General features: G+C 72.2%; 13 protein-coding genes. 11 read left to right on the forward strand and 2 right to left on the reverse strand.

Annotated elements, in window-relative coordinates:
* Positions 1 to 826 (reverse strand): carbohydrate kinase family protein (locus tag SSBG_RS23530; protein WP_037870479.1); only part of this gene is annotated, 826 nt, incomplete at its 3' end.
* 161 nt (positions 827 to 987) lie between these two features.
* Here SSBG_RS23530 and uvrC point away from each other — a divergent pair.
* Genes uvrC through whiA form a run of 4 tightly spaced genes read left to right on the forward strand, consistent with a single transcriptional unit; the run spans position 988 to position 6,431 of the window.
* The gene (uvrC, locus tag SSBG_RS23535; RefSeq protein WP_078491396.1) at positions 988 to 3,531 is read left to right on the forward strand and encodes an excinuclease ABC subunit UvrC; all 2,544 of its coding nucleotides are present in this window, start codon (positions 988 to 990) and stop codon (positions 3,529 to 3,531) included.
* Positions 3,476 to 4,414, forward strand: a complete 939-nt coding sequence (gene rapZ, locus SSBG_RS23540) for an RNase adapter RapZ (protein ID WP_037870481.1) — start codon at positions 3,476 to 3,478, stop codon at positions 4,412 to 4,414. Before uvrC ends, rapZ begins: the two co-directional genes overlap by 56 nt.
* Entirely contained in the window at positions 4,411 to 5,451 is a 1,041-nt protein-coding gene (locus SSBG_RS23545) for a gluconeogenesis factor YvcK family protein (protein ID WP_008748570.1), read from the forward strand. Before rapZ ends, SSBG_RS23545 begins: the two co-directional genes overlap by 4 nt.
* A complete protein-coding gene (gene whiA, locus SSBG_RS23550; RefSeq protein ID WP_008748571.1) occupies positions 5,442 to 6,431 on the forward strand; it encodes a DNA-binding protein WhiA in 990 nt (329 codons plus the stop codon). Before SSBG_RS23545 ends, whiA begins: the two co-directional genes overlap by 10 nt.
* 1,587 nt (positions 6,432 to 8,018) lie before the next feature.
* Here the strand turns inward: whiA and SSBG_RS23555 are convergent.
* Positions 8,019 to 8,408: a VOC family protein gene (locus tag SSBG_RS23555; protein ID WP_008748572.1), complete on the reverse strand. Its 390-nt coding sequence runs from the start codon at positions 8,406 to 8,408 to the stop codon at positions 8,019 to 8,021.
* 623 nt (positions 8,409 to 9,031) lie between these two features.
* Here SSBG_RS23555 and gap point away from each other — a divergent pair.
* The 7 genes from gap to pgi all read left to right on the forward strand — a co-directional run bounded on the left by gap (position 9,032) and on the right by pgi (position 16,835).
* Positions 9,032 to 10,039 (forward strand): type I glyceraldehyde-3-phosphate dehydrogenase, encoded by a 1,008-nt coding sequence (gene gap, locus SSBG_RS23560; RefSeq protein WP_008748573.1) that lies wholly within the window; start codon positions 9,032 to 9,034, stop codon positions 10,037 to 10,039.
* 543 nt (positions 10,040 to 10,582) lie between these two features.
* A complete protein-coding gene (locus tag SSBG_RS23565; RefSeq protein WP_037870484.1) occupies positions 10,583 to 11,794 on the forward strand; it encodes a phosphoglycerate kinase in 1,212 nt (403 codons plus the stop codon).
* Between the two features lie 6 nt (positions 11,795 to 11,800).
* The gene (gene tpiA / locus SSBG_RS23570) at positions 11,801 to 12,577 is read left to right on the forward strand and encodes a triose-phosphate isomerase (RefSeq protein ID WP_008748575.1); all 777 of its coding nucleotides are present in this window, start codon (positions 11,801 to 11,803) and stop codon (positions 12,575 to 12,577) included.
* Between the two features lie 190 nt (positions 12,578 to 12,767).
* A complete protein-coding gene (gene secG, locus SSBG_RS23575; protein WP_008748576.1) occupies positions 12,768 to 13,004 on the forward strand; it encodes a preprotein translocase subunit SecG in 237 nt (78 codons plus the stop codon).
* Positions 13,005 to 13,235: 231 nt separating this feature from the next.
* Complete coding sequence (locus SSBG_RS23580) at positions 13,236 to 13,571, forward strand: RNA polymerase-binding protein RbpA (protein WP_008748577.1); 336 nt, start codon at positions 13,236 to 13,238, stop codon at positions 13,569 to 13,571.
* Positions 13,572 to 13,784: 213 nt separating this feature from the next.
* Positions 13,785 to 15,122: an MFS transporter gene (locus SSBG_RS23585; protein ID WP_234010775.1), complete on the forward strand. Its 1,338-nt coding sequence runs from the start codon at positions 13,785 to 13,787 to the stop codon at positions 15,120 to 15,122.
* A 60-nt stretch (positions 15,123 to 15,182) separates the two neighbouring features.
* Positions 15,183 to 16,835: a glucose-6-phosphate isomerase gene (gene pgi, locus SSBG_RS23590; RefSeq protein WP_037870485.1), complete on the forward strand. Its 1,653-nt coding sequence runs from the start codon at positions 15,183 to 15,185 to the stop codon at positions 16,833 to 16,835.
* Positions 16,836 to 16,879 lie beyond the last annotated feature (44 nt).

The raw sequence follows: 16,879 nt of genomic DNA on the forward strand, positions 1-16,879 counted from the left end.
CCTCCTCGCCGAGCGCCGCCACCGCGTCCCCGCGCAGCGCGCCGAGCGTGCCGAGACGGTGCAGCAGTGCCGCGTTCACCGTGTCGCCCGCGCCGATCGTGTCCACGACCTCGACCGGCACCCCCGGCACCGAGAACGTCTCACCCTTACGGGTGGTGACGTGCAGCCCCTCCCCGCCCCGCGTCACCACGACGGCGGCCGGACCCGCCGTGGCCCACCCCGCCACGTCGTCCCCGAGCCACGCCGCGTCCTCTTCGGAGAGCTTGAGGAGATCGACGTACGGGAGCCAGGCGCGGAAGCGGGCCCGGTAAGCGTCGGGGTCCGGGATGAGCCCCGCCCGGATGTTCGGGTCGAGCAGCGTGAAGACACCCGCGCGCGACTGCCGCCGCAGCAACTCCTCGTACGCGCTCGCGCCCGGCTCCAGGACGAGCGAGCAGGTCCCGAAGCTGATCGCCCGCACCCCCTCGGGCAGCGTCTCCGGCACGCGGAACAGCCGGTCCGCCGTGCCCTGCGCGTAGAAGGAGTAACCGGCCGAGCCCTCCGCGGTGAGCGTCGCCACCGCGAGCGTCGTGGGTTCGGGGCCGCGCTGCACGGAAGCGGTGCCGACACCGGCCGTGCGCAGCCCTTCGAGCAGCGCCGAGCCGAAACCGTCGGTCGACAGGCGCGAGCAGAAGGCGACCTCGTCACCGAGTCTGCCGAGCGCGACGGCGGTGTTGTACGGGCCACCGCCGGGACAGGGCACCAGGGGAGCCAGCGGCCCCTCCTCGGCGGGCCCCGAGGGGCGCGGCACGAGATCGATCAGGGCCTCTCCAGCGACGAGGAACACGGGCAGTCCTTTCGCCCGGCACGGTGCCGGGAGGGAGGTGCGAACGGGCCGCACCGAGTTTTCCACAGCACCAGGTGACTCGTCCGATGATCAACCCGGGTTCTCCACAGGCCGACCCGGAGCCACCCGGACTGTCCCAGGGCGCAAGTAGGGTGTGTGACATGGCCGATCCGTCCAGCTACCGACCCGCACCGGGACAGATCCCGGACTCGCCGGGCGTCTACCGATTCCGCGACGAGCACCGCAGGGTGATCTACGTCGGGAAGGCCAAAAGCCTGCGCCAACGCCTGGCCAACTACTTCCAGGACCTGGCGAACCTCCACCCGCGCACCCGCACGATGGTCACGACCGCGGCCTCGGTGGAGTGGACGGTCGTCTCCACGGAGGTCGAGGCGCTCCAGCTGGAGTACTCCTGGATCAAGGAGTACGACCCCCGGTTCAACGTCAAGTACCGCGACGACAAGAGCTACCCCTACCTCGCCGTCACGATGAACGAGGAATTCCCCCGCGCGCAGGTCATGCGCGGCGCCAAACGCAAGGGCGTGCGCTACTTCGGCCCCTACGGGCACGCCTGGGCCATCCGGGACACCGTCGACCTGCTGCTGCGCGTCTTCCCCGTGCGCACCTGCTCCTCCGGGGTGTTCAAGAACGCCGCCCGCACCGGCCGCCCCTGCCTCCTCGGCTACATCGACAAGTGCTCGGCCCCCTGCGTGGGCCGCATCTCGCCCGAGGACCACCGCGATCTCGCCGAGGACTTCTGCCACTTCATGGCCGGCCACACCGGCCACTACCTGCGCCGCCTCGAAGAGCGCATGACCGAGGCCGCCGAGGACATGGAGTACGAGCGCGCCGCGCGGCTCCGCGACGACGTCGGCGCCCTCACCCGCGCCATGGAGAAGAGCGCCGTCGTCCTCGCCGACGCCACCGACGCCGACCTCATCGCCCTCGCCGAGGACGAGCTGGAGGCGGCCGTGCAGATCTTCCACGTGCGCGGCGGGCGCGTGCGCGGGCAGCGCGGCTGGGTCACCGACAAGGTCGAGGCGGTCACCACCGGCGACCTGGTCGAGCACGCGCTCCAGCAGCTCTACGGCGAGGAGCGCGGCGACTCCGTGCCGAAGGAGGTCCTGGTCCCCGCGCTGCCCGAGCCCGTGCGGCCGGTCCAGGAGTGGCTGAGCGAGCGGCGCGGGGCGCAGGTCTCGCTGCGGGTCCCGCAGCGCGGCGACAAGCGCGCGCTCATGGAGACGGTGGAACGCAACGCGCAGCAGTCCCTCGTCCTGCACAAGACGAAGCGCGCCTCCGACCTCACGACCCGCTCGCGCGCCCTGGAGGAGATCGCCGCCGCGCTCGATCTCGACGGGGTGCCGCTGCGCATCGAGTGCTACGACATCTCCCACCTCCAGGGGGACGACGTGGTGGCCTCGATGGTCGTCTTCGAGGACGGGCTCGCCCGCAAGAGCGAGTACCGGCGCTTCCAGATCAAGGGCTTCGAGGGCCAGGACGACGTGCGGTCCATGCACGAGGTCATCACCCGCCGCTTCCGCAGGTACCTGGCCGAGCGCGAGAAGACGGGGGAGTGGACGGAGGAGGAGCTGGACGGCCCGGTGGAGTCCGGCGGCCTGGACGAGGACGGGCGCCCCAAGCGCTTCGCCTACCCGCCGCAGCTCCTCGTCGTGGACGGCGGGCAGCCGCAGGTCGCCGCCGCGCGGCGGGCCCTGGACGAACTCGGCATCGACGACGTCGCGGTCTGCGGGCTCGCCAAGCGCCTGGAGGAGGTCTGGGTCCCCGGCGAGGAGGACCCCGTCGTCCTCCCGCGCAGCAGCGAGGGCCTCTACCTCCTCCAGCGCGTCCGCGACGAGGCGCACCGCTTCGCCATCACCTATCAGCGCAGCAAGCGCGCCAAGCGCTTCCGGGCCGGTCCGCTGGACGAGGTGCCCGGGCTCGGCCAGTCCCGGAAGCAGGCGCTGCTCAAGCACTTCGGCTCGGTGAAGAAGCTCCGCGCCGCGACGATCGAGCAGATCTGCGAAGTCCCCGGCATAGGCCGCAAGACCGCCGAGACGATCCTCGCCACCTTCGCCCGCAGCGAGCCGGGCGCCCCCGCCGTCAACATGACGACCGGCGAGATCCTCGACGACGGCGCCCCGGACGGCGCCCCGGACGGCGCCCCGGACGGCGCCCCGGACGGCGACTCGGCCGGGGAACAGCCGGAGCCCGAGGACGCGCAGCCCGATCCCGGCACGGCGGAACAGGCTCCCGCCGCACAGGGTGAAGAAAACGCGACGCACAGTGACCGCGACGCCGGGAAGGCGCCTGCGGCCGCTCCTGGAAGCGGCTTCGCGTCGCGGGGGACGCCGGGGCATTCGACGTGGCAGGCTTCGGCGAGGACGATGGAGTACGGAACTCCTCCGGGAGGACCCGGGGACGAGGGCGTCTCCACGAGTCCCGACGCCCTCGCGGACCGGGACGAAGCCGCTCCCGGCCATGGCCCCGCCCCCGGCGGCAGGTCCGCGACCGGGGCGAAGAACCACCCGCACCCCGCCTCTGACCAGGGCGGACACCCGCACGGCGCGCAGGGGGACTCCCCGTCCCCCGCCGACGAGCGGCGGGAGGACGCGGACGACGACGGCCGTACGACGGACGGTGGCAGAACAGATGCAGCACGAAGAACGGGACGGAGCGCGACAGGTGAGCACGGCCACGAGCAGTGAACCGGGGCAGACGGCGGAGACCCCGATCCCCGAGCTGGTGATCATCTCCGGCATGTCCGGAGCGGGCCGCAGCACGGCCGCGAAGTGCCTGGAGGACCTCGGCTGGTTCGTCGTGGACAACCTGCCGCCCGCGCTCATCCCCACCATGGTCGAACTCGGCGCCCGTTCCCAGGGGAACGTCGCCCGGATCGCCGTCGTCGTGGACGTCCGGGGCCGGCGCTTCTTCGACAACCTCCGCGAATCGCTCGCCGACCTGGAGGGCAAGCACGTCACACGGCGGATCGTCTTCCTGGAGTCCTCCGACGACGCCCTCGTGCGCCGGTTCGAGTCGGTGCGCCGCCCCCACCCGCTCCAGGGCGACGGCCGCATCGTGGACGGCATCGCCGCCGAGCGCGACCTGCTGCGCGAACTGCGCGGCGACGCCGACCTCGTGATCGACACCTCCAGCCTCAACGTCCACGAGCTACGCGCGAAGATGGACGCCCAGTTCGCCGGCGAGGAGGAGCCCGAACTGCGGGCCACGGTCATGTCCTTCGGCTTCAAGTACGGGCTTCCCGTCGACGCCGACCTCGTCGTGGACATGCGCTTCCTGCCCAACCCGCACTGGGTCCCCGAGCTGCGCCCGTTCACCGGACTCAGCGAGGAGGTCTCCAACTACGTCCTCAGCCAGCCCGGCGCCAAGGAATTCCTCGACCGCTACACCGAGTTGCTCCAGCTCGTCGCCGCCGGCTACCGGCGCGAGGGCAAGCGGTACGTGACCATCGCGGTGGGCTGTACGGGCGGCAAGCACCGTTCCGTCGCGATGGCGGAGAAGCTCGCCGCGCGACTCGTCTCGGAAGGGGTGGAGACCGTGGTCGTCCACCGGGACATGGGCCGCGAATGAGCGCACGCCCCCGCCGCGTCCGCCGCCTGCGCCGCCAGGACGCGGGCCCCGCGCCGCGGCCCCGGCGCCGCGGCACCCAGCCGAAGGTGGTCGCGCTCGGCGGCGGCATGGGGCTCTCCGCCTCACTCGCCGCGCTGCGCCGCATCACGGGCGAACTGACCGCGGTCGTCACGGTCGCCGACGACGGTGGCTCCAGCGGGCGGCTGCGCGAGGAGCTGGACGTCCTGCCCCCCGGCGACCTGCGCAAGGCGCTCGCGGCGCTCTGTGGGGACGACGACTGGGGCCAGACCTGGTCCCGGGTGATCCAGCACCGCTTCGCGAGCCGGGGCGAGCTGCACGGTCACGCGGTCGGCAATCTCCTCATCGTCGCGCTGTGGGAACAACTCGGCGACCACGTCGCCGCGCTGGACCTCGTCGGCACACTCCTCGGCGCCCACGGCCGGGTGCTCCCCATGTCCGCCGTACCGCTCGAACTCCAGGCCCTGGTACGGGGACACGACCCGGCGCTGGCCGAGGAGGTCCAGCTCGTGCGCGGCCAGGCGACGGTGGCGCTCACACCCGGCGAGGTGCAGTCCGTGCACGTCGTCCCCGCCGACCCGCCCGCCGTGCCCGAGGCGGTGGACGCGGTGCTCGACGCGGACTGGGTCGTGGTCGGCCCCGGGTCCTGGTTCTCCTCCGTGATCCCGCACCTGCTCGTGCCGGAACTGCTCGAAGCGCTCACCCGGACCAGGGCCAGACGGGTGCTTTCGCTCAACCTCGTTCCGCAACCGGGAGAAACCGAGGGCTTCTCCCCGCAGCGTCATTTGGAGGTTTTGGCCCGACACGCACCTAAACTCGCCTTCGACGTGGTGCTGGCCGACGAGGCAGCCGTACCTGACCGCGCCTCGCTCGTCGAGGCCGCAGAGCGGTTCGACGCAACGGTGGAGCTGGCCCCGGTCGCCCGGCCCGACGGCGTTCCGCGGCATGACCCGGAGCTGCTGGCAGCCGCGTACGACCGTATTTTTCGGATGCATGGAAGGATCGGCCCATGGCGATGACGGCGGCGGTCAAGGATGAAATCTCGCGACTGCCCGTGACCCGGACCTGCTGCCGCAAGGCGGAGGTCTCGGCGGTTCTGCGCTTCGCCGGCGGGCTGCACCTGGTGAGCGGGCGCATCGTGATCGAGGCGGAGCTGGACACGGGCATCGCGGCCCGGCGGCTGCGCAAGGACATCCTGGAGATCTTCGGGCACGCCTCCGATCTCGTGGTGATGGCACCGTCCGGACTGCGGCGCAGTTCGCGCTACGTCGTCCGGGTGGTCAGCGGGGGCGATCAGCTCGCGCGGCAGACTGGTCTCGTGGACGGCAGGGGGCGCCCCATCCGGGGCCTGCCCCCGCAGGTCGTCTCGGGTGCCACCTGCGATGCCGAGGCCGCGTGGCGGGGGGCCTTCCTCGCGCGCGGTTCGCTCACGGAGCCGGGCCGTTCGTCCTCGCTGGAGGTCACCTGCCCCGGTCCCGAGGCGGCGCTCGCGCTCGTCGGCTCCGCGCGGCGGCTCCAGATCGCGGCGAAGGCGCGCGAGGTGCGGGGCTCGGACAAGGTCGTCGTACGGGACGGCGACGCGATCGGCGCGCTGCTCACCCGGCTGGGGGCGCACGAGTCGGTGCTGGCCTGGGAGGAACGCAGGCTGCGCCGCGAGGTGCGCGCCACGGCGAACCGGCTCGCCAACTTCGACGACGCCAACCTGCGCCGCTCCGCCCGTGCGGCGGTCGCCGCCGGGGCCCGGGTCGGCCGGGCCCTGGAGATCCTCGGCGAGGAGGTGCCCGAGCACCTCGCGGCGGCCGGCCGGCTGCGCATGGAGCACAAGCAGGCGAGCCTCGAAGAGCTGGGCGCGCTCGCGGACCCGCCGCTCACGAAGGACGCCGTCGCCGGCCGCATCCGCCGCCTCCTCGCGATGGCGGACAAGCGCGCCAGCGACCTCGGCATCCCCGGCACGGAATCGTCCCTGACGGAGGAACTGGCCGACAGCATGGCGGGCTGAGCCGACGCGCCCTCACGCGCGGCGCTCTGTCGAAGCCTTGACACCCCGACGTGCCGTCACCCGGCCGGGCCCCCGGGTAACCGGTTGACCTTCCCTCAGGTGTCGGCGCCATGGTGCCCGGGCTCGGGCCGCCGCTTCTGGGGTGCCTGCCGCTTCTACGGGACCGGCGCGCTCGCGACGGGCCGCCGCGCCTGAAAGCTGCGCGCTGCTTGTCGCGGCGACGGGTGCTCACGGAGCCGTGGAGGACGGGGAGTCAGCCGGTCGGGCCACGCGACCCCAGGAGACGCCGACGGCCGAGCGCTGTAGCCGTCATCCCGGGGCCGGTTCGCCTGCCTCCGGGATTCCGGCGCGTACGGCGGCTCGCCGTGTTCAGCGCACGCGCGATCCCGGCATCGCCCGCCGTGGTCGCCGCGTTGGGCGGGGGGCCTGTCACGGGCGGCAACCTCCGTGGCTCGTCGCCCTGGTCGTCGTGCGCGGTCTGCACGATGCCGCCGTCCCTTGAGGGTGTGCGGGCCCCGCAGTGTCCATCGCACGCGCGGGTCCCGCGCCGCTCGCCCCGGTCATCGCGGAGGGCGGGGGAGCGGGGTGGCCCGCGCCTGTCGTGGGTGGCAACTCCCGGGGCGGGGCGCCGTGGTCGTCGTGCGTGGTCCGAATGCCACCCCTGCGCGTGTGCGGGGCCTGCCGTGTTCATCGCACGTGCGGGTTCCGTATCGCTCGCCCTGGGGGAGTGGAGTGGCCGGAGTGCGGGGTTTCCAGGTTGGGCGTTTCGTAGTTGTGGAGGGCGATGCCTTACGGGGTGGCCGGGCTTCACGGTTGCAGTTGTGCGGTGGGGACGTTTGCCTGGCAGTCTCCGGCGGTGGCGCGGCTGACCGCGTGCGGTGTGAGACGGGGGCTGGGCGGCTCGGGTCGCTGGGTTGCGGATCGTGGTGGCTCCCGCCTATGACGGGTGGCAACTTCCGTGGCCTGGTGCTGTAGTCGTCGTGCGTGGTCCGCACGCTGAAGCCGCCGTCGCTTGTGCGTGTGCGGTGCCCGCTGTGTTCATCGCACGCGCGATTCCCGCCTGGCTCGCTCCAGTCACCGCGTAGGGCCGGAGGTGCGAGGTGGCCGGAGTGCGGGGATTGCGGGTCGGGTCGCCCCCGTCGTGGAGGAGGATGTCTTCCGGATGGCCCACGGCGGCCGTTGTACAGAGGGGACGTTCGCCTGGCAGTTTCCGGTGTCGGCCGGGCCGACCGCGTGCGCTGCGAGGTGGCGGCTGGGCCGCCCTGGTTGCTCAGCTGAGGATCGGTGACGGGTCACAACTTCGGGGGCGGAGGGCTGTGGTCGTCGTGCGCGGACCGCACGCCGCCGCCCCTGCGCGTATGCACCGCCCGCCGCGTGCCTCACGACCGCGGATTCCGCGTCGCTCGCCCCGGCCACCCCCTGGGGCCTGACGTACGGGAGCGCCGGGGCGGCGGGCGAGTCGTCCCGAAACACGGAGACCGACGCCCGCGGCTCCCAGAGTTCCGCTCCGGGAGGCCGTCGCCTTCCCGCCCCCGGGAGGCCGTCCTCCACCCGCCCCCCGGCGGTCCCCGCAGAGGACGCGGGCTGTCAGGCCGGGGTGCCGCCGTAGGGGACGGTGATCAGTTCCAGGTAGTGGCCGGAGGGGTCGGTGAAGTAGACGCCTCGGCCGCCGTCGTTGTGGTTGATCGTGCCGGGCTGCCGGCGGTGCGGGTCGGCGTAGTGCTCGATGCCGCGCCGCTCGATCCGGGCGTACGCCGCTGTGAACTCCTCCTCGGAGACGAGGAAGGCGTAGTGCTGCGGAGCGATGTGTTCCGCCGGGATCGTGGCGAAGTCCAGGGTGACGCCGTTGCTCAGCGCGACGGCGATGAACGGGCCCCACTCGGCGGTGATCTCCAGGCCGAGCAGGCCGGCGGAGAACTCCGCCGACTCGCGGTTGTCCCTGGCGTGGACGATCGTGTGGTCGAGGGTGATGGGCAAGGGGTGCCTCCGAGGGCGACTCCCGGCACCTCCATGCCTCACCCGGGCGGTGACCGGCACGCGATGCCGCCGATGACCGTAGCCGCTGCCGACCGGCGCGGCAATGCGGTGTCCCGCGCTAAAACGGACCGGTTGCCGGTAATCCGTCCGGCTGATCCCCCGCTCGCTCCGCGAGGGAATTCGCGGGGCGGGCGCGAAAGGCATTCCAGAAGGCGCTCGCTGCTCATTTCCGTATCGCCCGCGCTCCTTTGTGCGCACGAATGAGCGGGAAGCGGGCCGGGTGAGCGCAGGATGTTCGGAATTCGGTCACCGTTGCGTTCCTGGCTGTCGCGCGGCTGGCATCGGCGCAGGTCGGGACGGGTGGGAGCGGGAGGGGAATTAGGGGTTCCACTTCCTTCGGGTGCTTGTCCCCGGGGTGTTCCGGTGGTGTTCCCGGGGTGGCGGAGAAAGCCGGGAAGTGGTAGCGGAGGGCGCTGTTACCGGCGGGTAGAAAGGGTCCCGCTCCCCAAGCCCCGCTCAATGTCACCCGGCAGGCCCACGCGAGGTAGGGTCAGAGGCGGTCGGGGACATCCCATACAACTCGCCGGCGTCGAAAACCGGCGTACCAACGAGGAGATCGGTTCGTGACGATCCGCGTAGGCATCAACGGCTTCGGCCGCATCGGGCGCAACTACTTCCGCGCGCTGCTCGCGCAGGGTGCGGACATCGAGGTCGTGGCTGTCAACGACCTCGGTGACACCGCGACCACCGCCCACCTGCTCAAGTACGACACGATGCTCGGCACCCTGGGCGAAGAGGTCTCGCACACCGCCGACACCATCACCGTGGGTGCGCGCACCATCAAGGTGCTCTCCGAGCGCAACCCGCAGGACATCCCGTGGGGCGAGCTGGGCGTCGACATCGTCATCGAGTCGACCGGCATCTTCACGAAGAAGGCGGACGCCGAGAAGCACATCGCGGGCGGCGCCAAGAAGGTCCTGATCTCGGCTCCGGCCAAGGACGAGGACATCACGATCGTGATGGGCGTCAACGAGGCCAAGTACGACCCGGCGCAGCACCACGTCATCTCGAACGCCTCCTGCACCACCAACTGCGTGGCGCCGATGGCGAAGGTTCTCGACGAGAACTTCGGCATCAAGAAGGGCCTGATGACGACGGTCCACGCCTACACCAACGACCAGCGCATCCTTGACTTCCCGCACAAGGACCTGCGTCGCGCCCGCGCCGCCGCCGAGAACATCATCCCGACCACGACGGGCGCCGCCAAGGCCACCGCGCTGGTCCTCCCGCAGCTCAAGGGCAAGCTCGACGGCATCGCGATGCGCGTGCCGGTCCCGGTCGGCTCGGTCACCGACCTCGTCGTGACGCTCGACCGCGAGGTCACCAAGGACGAGGTCAACGCCGCGTTCGAGAAGGCCGCCCAGGAGGGCCCGCTCGCCGGCCGCCTCGTCTACACCGCCGACCCGATCGTCTCCTCGGACATCGTCGGCACCCCGGCCTCCTGCACCTTCGACTCGGAGCTGACCATGGCCGAGGGCAACCAGGTGAAGATCATCGGCTGGTACGACAACGAGTGGGGCTACTCGAACCGCCTCGTGGACCTCACGGCCTTCGTCGGCGAGAAGCTCTGAGCCGGGGAACAGCACTGATCGCGGGCCGCTGAGGCACCACGACGCGGACAGGGTCCGGGCGGCGCGACGCGCGGCCCGGACCCTGTCCCCGTGCGGGGCCCCGGCACCGCCTCCCGCGTACGGGCCGGAGCCGCCCCGTCCGCGCGGCGGCGTCAGTCACCATGTACGTGCCGCGAGGGCACCGGGCCCGGCCCGCGCCGTGCCGTCGCCCCTGACGCGTACCGGAGCGAGAACCCTCGCCCCCGCCCCGAGAGCCCTCGCCCCCGAGGCGACCCCGCTTCCGTACCCGCGCGACCCCGCCCCGAGCGACGCGGGACCCGTGGCGCAACGACGCGCCGCACCCGTCAGCCCGCGCGGCCGCCCCGCACCCCTGCGGCGCGGAAAGGCGCCGGGCGTCGCCCGTCCGGGGGACCGGGCGGCACGGCGCGCGCGGCGGCGCCCTACGCTGCCTCTCGCGGCCGGCCCCGCCGCCCCGCCCGCCACCGTCACCGCCGCCGGGGCGCCCTTCGCCACCGTCAGTCAGCCAAGGAGTCTGCAAGTCCCATGAAGACGATCGACGAACTCATCTCGCAGGGAGTGTCCGGCAAGCGGGTCTTCGTCCGCGCCGACCTCAACGTGCCCCTCGCGGACGGCGTCATCACCGACGACGGCCGCATCCGCGCCGTGCTGCCGACCCTCACCGCGCTTGCCGAGGCCGGCGCCAAGGTCGTCGTCGCCTCGCACCTCGGCCGCCCCAAGGGCGCGCCGGACCCCGCCTTCTCGCTGCTGCCCGCCGCCGAGCGGATCGGCGAACTCCTGGGCCGCCCCGTCGCCTTCGCCCAGGACACCGTGGGCCCCGCCGCGCACGAGGCCGTTGACGGCCTGGAGCCCGGTCAGCTCGCCGTCATCGAGAACCTGCGCTTCAATCCGGGCGAGACGAGCAAGGACGAGGCCGAGCGCGGCGACTTCGCCGAGCGCCTCTCGCACCTCGCGGACGTCTACGTCGGCGACGGCTTCGGTGCCGTGCACCGCAAGCACGCCTCGGTCTTCGACCTGCCGAAGCTCCTGCCGCACTACGCCGGTTACCTCATCACCACCGAGGTCGGCGTGCTCCACAAGCTCACCGAGGACGTCCGGCGGCCCTACGCCGTCGTGCTCGGCGGCGCGAAGGTCTCCGACAAGCTCGGTGTCATCGACCACCTCCTGGAGCGCGCCGACCGCATCCTCGTCGGTGGCGGCATGGTCTTCACCTTCCTCGCCGCCAAGGGCCACGAGGTCGGGGCCTCGCTCCTCCAGGAGGACCAGATCCCCGTCGTCCAGGAGTACCTGAGGCGCGCCGCCGAGAAGGGCGTCGAGTTCGTGCTCCCGACCGACGTCGTCGTCTCGCGCTCCTTCCCCGACCTCAAGGCGAAGGCACCCACCGCGCACGAGACCGTCGCCGCCGACGCCATCCCGGCCGACGGCATCGGCCTCGACATCGGCGCCGGGAGCCAGGCACTCTACGCCGCGAGGCTCGCCGACGCCGGGACGGTCTTCTGGAACGGACCCATGGGCGTCTTCGAACATCCCGACTTCGCCGCCGGCACCCGCGCCGTCGCGCAGGCGCTCGTCGACAGCGAGGGCTTCACCGTGGTCGGGGGCGGCGACTCGGCCGCCGCCGTCCGTATCCTCGGCTTCGACGAAAGCGCTTTCAGCCACATCTCGACCGGCGGTGGCGCGAGCCTCGAATATCTTGAGGGCGCAAGCCTGCCCGGCCTCGCCGCACTGGAGGACTGAACACCCGTGACCACCCGCACCCCGCTGATGGCGGGCAACTGGAAGATGAACCTCAACCACCTTGAGGCCATCGCGCACGTCCAGAAGCTCGCCTTCGCCCTCTCCGACAAGGACTACGAGACCGTCGAGGTCGCGGTCCTCGCGCCCTTCACCGACCTGCGCTCCGTGCAGACCCTGGTCGACGGCGACAAGCTCAAGATCAAGTACGGCGCCCAGGACGTCTCCGCGCACGACTCGGGTGCGTACACCGGTGAGATCTCCGGTGCCATGCTCGCCAAGCTCAAGTGCACGTACGTCGCCATCGGGCACTCCGAGCGGCGGCAGTACCACCAGGAGACCGACGAACTGGTCAACGCCAAGATCAAGGCCGCCTACAAGCACGGCCTGACCCCCATCCTCTGCGTGGGCGAGGAGGAGGCGGTCCGCGAGGCCGGGGAGCACGTCGCGCACACCCTCGGCCAGGTCGAGGCCGCCCTCAAGGACCTGCCCGCCGAGCAGGCCGCCACGATCGTCGTCGCCTACGAGCCCGTGTGGGCCATCGGCACCGGCAAGGTCTGCGGTCCCGACGACGCGCAGGAGGTCTGCGGGGCGATCCGCGGCAAGCTCGCCGAGCTGTACGACCAGGAGCTGGCCGACGCCGTGCGCATCCAGTACGGCGGCTCGGTCAAGGCGGCCAACGTCGCCGAGATCATGGCCCGCCCCGACATCGACGGCGCCCTCATCGGCGGTGCCTCGCTCGACACCGACGAGTTCGTCAAGATCGTCCGCTTCGGCGAGCAGTGAGGGCCCCGCCCCGGCGCCCGCTCGATCGTGGCCGTGAGCTGCGGTGAGTAGGCGCCGGGGCGGATCGCCAGTACCCTGACGGGGGCCGGACCGCGTCCACGCGGCGCACCGGCCCCCGTCCTCCGCCAGGAGACGGCCCCGCCCCGGCGGGGACCTCTCCCGAGAAGTTCGCTGAAAGTAGGGTCAAGCCGTGGTTTTGGGGTTTCAGATCGCCCTGATCGTCTTCAGCCTGCTGCTGATGCTGCTCGTGCTGATGCACAAGGGCAAGGGCGGTGGCCTCTCCGACATGTTCGGCGGCGGCATGCAGTCCTCGGTCGGCGGGTCCTCGGTCGCCGAGCGCAACCTCGACCGGATCACCATCGTGCTCGGGGTGTGCTGGTTCGCCTGCATTGTCGTGCTCGGGCTGCTGATGAAGTTCGACAACTGAGGGACGAAGTACACCCACCGGGGAGCGAGCGCTACGTGTCCGGTACGCCGTCGAAGGACGCGGCCTATCATGGTGACTCGCGCCCCGGGTGGGTGTAACTCCCTTCCGGGGGTGCGCGTTGGGCCTTGTACGTACACAAACCTCGTACGTGCACGAGGCGCCCGCGGCGGAGCGCGTGGCCCGGTGACGGGCGCGGCGCCCCGCGGCACCATCACGCAGGGAGTTACGACCGTGGCAAGTGGCAACGCGATCCGGGGCAGCCGGGTCGGGGCGGGCCCGATGGGCGAGGCCGAGCGCGGCGAGTCGGCCCCGCGCCTGCGCACCTCCTTCTGGTGCGCCAACGGGCACGAGACACAGCCGAGTTTCGCGAGCGACGCGCAGGTCCCCGACACGTGGGACTGCCCCCGCTGCGGTTTCCCGGCGGGGCAGGACCAGGAGCATCCACCGGACCCGCCGCGCAACGAGCCCTACAAGACCCACCTCGCCTACGTGCGCGAGCGGCGCAGCGACGCGGACGGCGAGGCGATCCTCGCGGAGGCGCTGGCCAAGCTGCGGGGCGAGATCTGAGGCGGGACACCGGCGGCCGGACCCCGCGCGGTGGCCCGGGGCGGTACGGACGACGACGGCCGGGCACCTGAGGGTGCCCGGCCGCTCGCGTACCCGGATCCGCGCCGTTCCCGCAGGTCAGGGTGATTGTCAGTGGGGCCCGTTACGGTCTGCGGCAGACGGGAGGCCGTGCGCGTCGTGGCGCGCGGCCCGGAAGCGGGCGGGGGTCGTGTGGTGGGGGAGACCGTGGTGGGCGAGGCGCGCGGGAGCGCGCCCGCCTGGCGGGGCGGGTTCGGGCGCTTGTGGGGCGCGGCGGCCGTGTCGTCGTTCGGGGACGCCGTACGGGTCGCCGCGCTGCCCCTGCTCGCCACGACGCTCACGCGGGAGCCGCTGCTCATCGCGGCCGTCTCCGCCTGCGGATACCTGCCCTGGCTGCTCCTCGGGCTGCTCGGCGGGGCGCTCGCCGACCGGGTCGACCAGCGCCGCGCGATGGTCGCCGTGGATCTCGTACGGGGCGCGCTCGTCGCGGCCTTCGCGCTCGCCGTCGCGACGGGCCACGCCTCGATCGGGCTGCTCCTCGTCCTCGCCTTCGCGCTCACGAGCATGGAGACCCTCTTCGACAACGCCGCCACCGCGCTCCTGCCCGCCCTCGTCCCACCGGAGCGACTGGGCCGGGCCAACAGCCGGTTGATGACCGGGCAGCAGCTCGTCAAGACCGTCGTCGGGCTCCCGGCCGCGCCCCTGCTCCTCGCCGGAGGCGCCGCGCTGCCCTTCGCCACCGACGCGGCGAGCTATCTCCTCGCCGCCGCGCTCGTCGCCCCGCTGCGCCGCGTCCTGCCCGCGCGACCACCCCGCCCGGCCGCCTCGACGCTGCGCGCCGAGATCGGCGACGGCCTGCGCACGCTCGGCGGGGACCGGGTGCTGCGCGGGCTCTGCGCCGCCACGACGCTCTGCAACGTCGGCGTCGCCTCGCTCGTCGCGACCCTCGTCCTGGTGAGCGGTCGCCACCTCCGCCTCGGCGACGGCGGGTACGCCCTGCTCCTCACGGCGTACGGGGTCGGCGGGATCGGCGGCGGGCTCCTCGCCACGCCGCTCGCGCGCCGCCTCGGCCAGGCCCGCGCCGTGTTCCTCGCGGGTGCCGGGCAGATCCTGTGCCTCCTCGTGCTCGGCCTCGCCCCCGGCGGGCCGGTCGCCGGGGCCGCCTTCGCCGTCTTCGGCTGCCTCGGCATGGTGTGGAACGTCAGCTCGCGCACGCTCATGCAGCGCGCCGTGCGACGGGAGCTGCTCGGCCGGGTCTCCGCCGCCTTCCGGACGTGCGCCGTCGCCGGGGCACCGCTCGGCGCGCTCCTCGGCGGGGCCGTCGTGCGCTGGTGGGGGCCGGGTGCGCCGCCCTTCCTCGCCGCCGCGTTCTTCGTGCTCTCCGTCCTCGCCCTGCTCCCGGCCGTGCGGGCGGTGGCGGGTGGACCGGCCGGGGAATCAGGGGACGGCTCGCGGTTGCTGACGAAGAAGGACACCGGCGGTGCCGGGGTACCCGTATCGCGCAGTGGCCAAGACGCCTCTGGCGACCCCTGATCGTTTAGGTTGGGGGCCGGCGGGGCGGTACGTATGGACGAAAGAAGGCAGAAGTCCCTGATGAACGCGGAAAGCCGGACCAGGCTCAACCAGACGCCCGAGTGGAACGCTCTCGGCAAGCACCGGGAAGCCCTCGGCGAGGTGCGGTTGCGGGAGCTGTTCGACGCCGATCCCGAGCGGGCCTCGCGGTACCGCCTGACGGCCGGTGACCTCTATCTGGACTACTCCAAGCACCTCGTGACGGACGAGACACTCGACCTGCTCCGTCAGCTCGCGCGGGCGACAGGCGTCGAGAAGCTGCGGGACGCCATGTTCCGGGGCGAGAGGATCAACACGACCGAGGACCGCGCGGTGCTCCACACCGCGCTGCGCGCGCCGCGCGACGCCGTCATCGAGGTCGACGGCGAGAACGTCGTCCCCGCCGTGCACGCCGTGCTCGACAAGATGGCCGCCTTCGCCGGCCAGGTCCGCTCCGGCGCCTGGACCGGGCACACCGGCAAGCGCATCAAGAACGTCGTGAACATCGGCATCGGCGGCTCCGACCTCGGGCCCGCGATGGCCCACGAGGTGCTGCGCCCGTACACGGACCGCTCGCTGACCGTCCGTTTCGTCTCCAACGTGGACGGCGCCGACCTGCACGAGGCCGTGCACGACCTCGACGCCGCCGAGACGCTCTTCATCATCGCCTCGAAGACGTTCACGACGATCGAGACGATCACCAACGCCACCTCCGCGCGCTCCTGGCTCCTCGACGCGCTCGGCGCCGGTCAGGAGGCCGTCGCGAAGCACTTCGTCGCGCTGTCGACCAACGCCGGGAAGGTCGCGGACTTCGGCATCGACACGGCCAACATGTTCGAGTTCTGGGACTGGGTCGGTGGGCGCTACTCCTACGACTCCGCGATCGGCCTCTCGCTCATGATCGCGATCGGCCCCGACCGCTTCCGCGAGATGCTCGACGGCTTCCACCGGATCGACGAGCACTTCCGCACCGCCCCGATCGAGGAGAACGCGCCCTTCCTCCTCGGCCTGCTCGGCATCTGGTACGGGAACTTCCACGACGCGCAGTCGCACGCGGTGCTCCCGTACTCGCACTACCTCTCCAAGTTCACCGCCTACCTCCAGCAGCTCGACATGGAGTCCAACGGCAAGTCCGTGGACCGCGAGGGTTGCCGCGTCGCGTGGCAGACCGGCCCCGTCGTCTGGGGCACCCCCGGCACCAACGGGCAGCACGCCTATTACCAGCTCATCCACCAGGGCACGAAGCTCATCCCGGCCGACTTCATCGGCTTCGCGCGGCCCGTGGACGAGCTGGAACCGCAGCTCGCGGACCAGCACGACCTGCTGATGGCGAACTTCTTCGCGCAGACCCAGGCGCTCGCCTTCGGCAAGACGGCCGAGGAGGTACGGGCCGAGGGCGTCGCCGACGACCTCGTCCCGCACAAGACCTTCCGGGGCGACCACCCGACCACGACGGTGCTCGCCCCCGAGCTGAGCCCCTCAGTGCTCGGGCAGCTCATCGCGCTCTACGAGCACAAGGTGTTCGTGCAGGGCGCGGTGTGGGACATCGACTCCTTCGACCAGTGGGGCGTGGAGCTGGGCAAGGTGCTCGCCAAGCGGATCGAGCCCGCGCTGAGCGAGGGCGCCGAGGTCCCGGGGCTCGACGCCTCGACGAAGACGCTCGTCGCGAAGTACCGGGAACTGCGCGGGCGCTGAGCGACCGGCGGGAGGACCGCGTACGACGAGGGCCCGCGCCGGGA

This window comes from Streptomyces sp. SPB074, assembly GCF_000154905.1.
GTDB lineage: Bacteria > Actinomycetota > Actinomycetes > Streptomycetales > Streptomycetaceae > Streptomyces.